Annotated in this window: 4 protein-coding genes; 1 reads left to right on the plus strand and 3 read right to left on the minus strand. The window is 64.5% G+C overall.

Translation table 11 applies throughout. The features are described 5' to 3' along the window. The 3 genes from B2W55_RS23240 to B2W55_RS23250 all read right to left on the minus strand — a co-directional run. Positions 1-1096 (minus strand): ABC transporter transmembrane domain-containing protein (locus tag B2W55_RS23240; protein ID WP_291532285.1); only part of this gene is annotated, 1096 nt, incomplete at its 3' end. A gap of 365 nt (positions 1097-1461) precedes the next feature. Then, entirely contained in the window at positions 1462-3051 is a 1590-nt protein-coding gene (locus B2W55_RS23245) for a DHA2 family efflux MFS transporter permease subunit (protein ID WP_024580034.1), read from the minus strand. A 48-nt stretch (positions 3052-3099) separates the two neighbouring features. Next, the gene (locus B2W55_RS23250) at positions 3100-4383 is read right to left on the minus strand and encodes an HlyD family secretion protein (protein ID WP_024580033.1); all 1284 of its coding nucleotides are present in this window, start codon (positions 4381-4383) and stop codon (positions 3100-3102) included. 190 nt (positions 4384-4573) lie between these two features. On the opposite strand from B2W55_RS23250, the gene B2W55_RS23255 reads away from it, so the two are divergent. After that, positions 4574-5215: a TetR/AcrR family transcriptional regulator gene (locus B2W55_RS23255; RefSeq protein WP_024580032.1), complete on the plus strand. Its 642-nt coding sequence runs from the start codon at positions 4574-4576 to the stop codon at positions 5213-5215. The last annotated feature ends 184 nt before the right edge of the window (positions 5216-5399 follow it).

Below are 5399 nucleotides of genomic sequence, written 5' to 3' on the forward strand. Positions count from 1 at the left end.
GGCGATGGCCGCCATAGTGGAACGTGACGTCGTCGAACACGATGCGGCCGCCCTGGATGTCGATCGGCACGGCGCCTTCCGCATCGACGATGCCGAGCGGCTCGTCATGGATCTGCACCAGCTCCTCCATGTCGTTCACCGAGCGCTGCAGATTGTTGATGTGCATGCCGACGTCGCGCAGATAGGCGTGGATGATGTAGTAGCTGGTCAGCACATAGGTGACGTCGCCCGGCGTGGCGTGGCCCTGCGCCCACAGCAGGATCGCACCGCCGATCACCGAAGCGCGGAAGCACAGCAGGACGAGGAGCTGCGCCGTCGAGGTGTGGTTGTAGCGGAACCAGGTCCGCCGCACCCGGCGCCGCCAGCGGCTGATGACGCCGTCGAGCCGGATGTCCTCGCGCCTCTCGGCGCCGAACGACTTCACCACCGCGTTGCAGGTCAAGGCATCGGCCAGCGTGCCGCCGACCTTGGTGTCCCAGGCGTTGGAGACGCGCGCGGCGGGCGCGACGTAATGCACCTGGAATAGCATGGTCATCGCGACATAGATCACCGACCCGATCGCGATCACGGCACCGAGCTGCGGCCAGTGCATGCCGAGCAGGATCATCGAGCCGACCAGCACGATGAACGACGGCAGCAGCGCCATCAGGATGGTGTCGTTCAGCAGATCGAGCGCCCACATGCCGCGCGTGACCTTGCGCACGGTGGAGCCCGCGAATGAGTTGGCGTGCCAGTCGGTCGAGAAGCGCTGCACCCGCATGAAGGCCTGCTGTCCGACATCGGACATGGTCTTCAGCGTGAACGGCACGATGGTCTGGATGCCGACCAGCCGCAGCAGCAGCGAAAGCGCGCCGAGGCCGACGATGGCGCCGAACGCCAGCATCGCCGCATGGCGTGCGGCTGCATCGGTGGCGCCCGCGGTCAGCGCGTCGACCAGATGGCCGGAAAATACCGGCATGAACAGGTCGGCCGCGGTCGCGCCGAGGAATCCGGCAGTCACCGCCGAGGCGCGGAATGGTTGTTCCAGCCAATGTCGGAACACGAATGGCAGCACAATCCGGATCGCTGCCGGTCGCTTGGACGTCAGAGAGGTCATGGTTCGCTCCAGCCACGCATGCGCTGCGCCGGCTGGCTCCATCTGAGGCGACGCGCGGACGGAATCCGGCCGCAAGCGTCGCTGAAAACAATCGGTAAGGTGTTGGGAAGCTTGGATGATCGGGCATCGAGCCCGGTCAGCGCTGGGACCTAGTGCGCGAGAGCGCCCAGCAGCAACGAACGCGGGCGCACGGTCTGCGAAACAAACGACATCATGTGCATCTCCCCGGTTCGTGAAACGATGGCGCTGCTTATAAATGCATCACGCGCGCTTGGCAAGATGACATCCGCGTGAGTGCGTCAATGTGTCGATCATGCAACGCTGTTCACGCAACCGGGCGCACACTGTGCGCGTTGTCGGTGCGATCAATGCGCGTCGCCGCCGCCTGCGGTCATCGGCGGCGGCTTGTTGACGAACAGCACCAGCAGGCTGAGCGCGACATAGAACAGCGACAGCATGAAGAATGCGTCGCCATAGCTCATCACCTGGGCCTGGCGGTGCACGAGCTGCGAGAGCTGTTTCATCGCCATGGTGGCGGCATCGCCCATGCCTTGCAGGCGCTGGGTGAAATTGTTCAGGGTCTCGACCGCGTTGGCATTGCCCCAGGTCACGCGGTCCTGCAATCGCGAAATATGCAGATCGGTCCGGTCGTTCAGCACCTCGTTGATGACGGCGAGCCCGACCGCGCCGCCGAGGTTGCGCATCAGGTTGAACAGGCCGGAGGCATTCTTGACGCGGTCAGGCTGCAGCGTCGCGAGCGCGATGTTGTTGGTCGGCACCATCGCGCACATCATGCCGATGCCGCGCAGGATCTGCGGCACCAGCAGCTCGTAGAAATCGTACTCGCGCGTGATCCAGGTCATCTGCCAGGAGCCGAGCGCGAAGGTGACGAGACCGAAGGCGATGATGTAGCGCAGATCAACCTTCTGCATCAGCCGCCCGACCACCGGCGCCATGAAGAACATCGTCAAGCCCGAGATGAACATGGTCTCGCCGATCATCAGCGCGCTGTAGCCGCGAATCTCGGCGAGGTAGCGCGGGTAGACATAGGTGAGGCCATACAGCCCGATGCCGACGCAGAATTGCAGCACGCAGCCGACCGCGAAGTTGCGGTTGGAGAAGGCATAGAGATCGACGATCGGCTCCTCCGCGGTCAGCACGCGCCAGAAGAAGGCGATCGCCGAGACGAAGCAGACCGCGGCGCAGATCGCCACCGAAGTGTCCTGAAGCCATTCATATTGCGGGCCTTCTTCCAGCACATATTCGAGCGAGCCGAGGAAGCCGCCCATGAAGATCAGGCCCCACCAGTCGAAGCGCTCCAGCAGCGCGAAGTTCGGCTGGTCGAAATCGACCAACGCCAGCACGCCGATGGTGATGATGATGCCGGGCACGATGTTGATGAAGAACAGCCAGTGCCAGGACATCAGGTCGGTGATGTAGCCGCCGACGGTCGGGCCCACGGTCGGAGCCAGCGTCGCGACCAGGCCGATGATCGGCGCCACGATGTAGAATTTGGAGCGCGGGAAGATCGTATAAGCCGAGGCGAACACGGTCGGGATCATGCCGGCGCCGAGAAAGCCCTGCAGCGCGCGCCACAGAATCATCTGCTCGATCGACGAGGCGAAGCCGCACAACAGGCTCGACACCGTGAAACCGATCGCCGAGATCGCGAACAACAGCCTGGTGCCGAGCGCGCGCGACAGGAAGCCGGACAGCGGGATCGCGATCACCTCGGCGATCAGATAGGCAGTCTGCACCCATGACACTTCGGTCGACGACGCCGACAGGCCGGCCTGGATCTCGGTCAACGACGCCGAGACGATCTGGATGTCCAGGATCGACATGAACATGCCGAACACCATGATGATGAAGGCAAACAGCCGCTTCGGCTGGATGCGCTCGGACTCCGGCGCGCCGGTCATCATCGAAGGCGAGGCAGTGGTCGCGTCGGCCATGGACTCATCAGGCTCCGAGCCTCGGACCGCGTCCGAGGCTTCAAGGCATCACTGCGGATGGATCATCATCGGCGCGTCGAGGTCGGTATCGGCGTCGGCATCGGCCGCGCCCTCCCGCGTGTCGACCGTGGTGTAGACCGACATGCCGGCGCGCAGCATGCCCTGCTTCGCGACGCTGTTCGGCACCCGGATGCGGACCGGCAGGCGCTGCACGATCTTGGTGAAATTGCCGGTGGCATTGTCGGGCGGCAGTAGCGTGAACACCGAGCCCGCCGCCGGCGAAATGCTGTCGACGACGCCGGTGAACTTGCGGAAGCCGTAGGCGTCGACCTTGATCGTCACCCGCTGGCCGGGACGGATGCGCTTGAGCTGGGTCTCTTTGTAGTTGGCATCGATGAAGACGCCGTCGAGCGGCACCACATTGCCGAGCCGTTGCCCGACATTGATGTAGTCGCCGGTGTTGACGAGGCGGTTGGAGAAGGTGCCGTCGACCGGTGCGCGGACGTTGGTGAATTCGAGATCGCGCTCGGCCTTGGCGAGCTGGGTCTGCAACTCGGCGAGCTGGGCGCGGGCCTCGGCCTGCTGCGCCTTGGTCACCTCGACATTGTCCTTGGCCGCATCATAGGCCGCCTGCGCGGACCGCACGCTGGCTGCGCCCTGGTCGCGGCCGGCTTCCGAGACTTCGAAGGTGGCGCGCGAGGCAAAGCCCTTGGTGCTCAGCGCCTGCTGGCGGTCGAAATCGAGATCGGCACGCTTCAGGCCGGCCTGCGCCGACACCAGCTGCGCCTGCGCCTGCTCGACCGAGCTCACCGCAGCCGCGACCTGGCGGCCGATCCGATCGATCGTCGCCTGCTGGGTCGCGATCCGTGTGCGGGCAGCGTCGACCGCGATGCGATAGTCGCCGTCATCGATCCGGAACACCACGTCGCCGGCGCGTACCAGCGTATTGTCGCCGGGCAGGATCGCCGCGATGTGGCCCGCGACGCGCGCGCCGAGCATGGTGTTGTTGGCGCGGACATAGGCGTCGTCGGTCGAGATATAGAAGCGTCCGACCAGCACGTAATAGGTGGCATAGCTCGCAGCGGCGAGCGCCAGCAGGCCGATCACACCGATCATCACGAATTTGCGCTTGCTGGATTTCGGCGCCGGCGCGGCGGGAGATGCGGTCGGCTGCTCGGGCGTAGAAGCGGGCGGCGCCTCGGCGGGACGCCTGGCCTCGTCAGCCCGGCCCTGCTCTCCGAGATCGCCGGATGCGTCGCGCGCCATCGCGTCCTCGGCCATCTCAGGCTCGGACCGAACAATGCGTGCAGCCTGGTCTCGTGCTGCGGCCATAGCCGAGGCTCCCCATAAAAAATCTCGACGCCCGCAGTGGCGAAATAAGGGCCGTGCGGCGCATCGTCACTCCCACCAATATCATTGACCGAACGGTTCGGTCAATCTATATTCCCGTCCCATGGATTATAAGGCTTCGATTCTTCGCGTGCGCATTTTCGGTTGAGTTCTTTCGCGAGAAGCTAAATCAATGGTTGCAGCACCCCGAACCACCCTCCACGCCATCGGCGAGGAGGAATCCTCGAAACGCCGCCAGATCCTGGACGGCGCCCGCAAGGTATTCCTGGAGCTCGGCTTCGATGGCGCCAGCATGGGCGAGATCGCCCGCGCTGCCGCCGTCTCCAAGGGCACGCTCTATGTCTACTTTCCGGACAAGGCCGGGCTGTTCGCCGCGATCGTCGAGGAGGAGAAGCTCGAGCAGGGCAGGGTTGATTTCAACTTCGATCCGGCGCGCGACGTCGACACCACCCTCCCCGAATTCGGCCGCGCCTATATCGCGCTGCTGTGCCGGCCGGGCGGCGGCTCGGCGATCCGCACCGTCATGGCGATCGCGGAGCGGATGCCCGAACTCGGCAGCCAGTTCTACACCCACGTCATCGCCTACACGGTGGACCGCTTTGCCACCTATCTGGAGGCGCGTGGGGCACTCGGCGAGCTGGAGATCGATGATTATCAACTCGCGGCCTGGCAGTTCATGCATATGTGCCAGGCCTCGCTGTTCCAGGCGTTCATCTTCCAGGCCAGTCCGTCGCCATCGCCGGAGCGGATCGCGACCGTCGTCGACAGCGCGACGCGGGTGTTCTTCGCGGCGTACCGGCCGAAGGCGAAGTAGCACACCCGCTCCTCTGCGTCCGACTTGCGCTAGACCGCCTCTGTCGTTCTGAGGAGCGACGAACGCGTGTCTCGAAGAATACGCGAGAAGCCGCTTGGGCGCATATCCGCGATCTCGCGACATGATCTGTCCGAAGTTTTGCATTTCGTTTCGCGCTCTCTTCACAGAGGGCGCAGGGAAAGCC

Origin of the sequence: Bradyrhizobium sp. UBA2491, assembly GCF_002341725.1 — a bacterium.
Classification (GTDB): Bacteria; Pseudomonadota; Alphaproteobacteria; order Rhizobiales; family Xanthobacteraceae; genus Bradyrhizobium.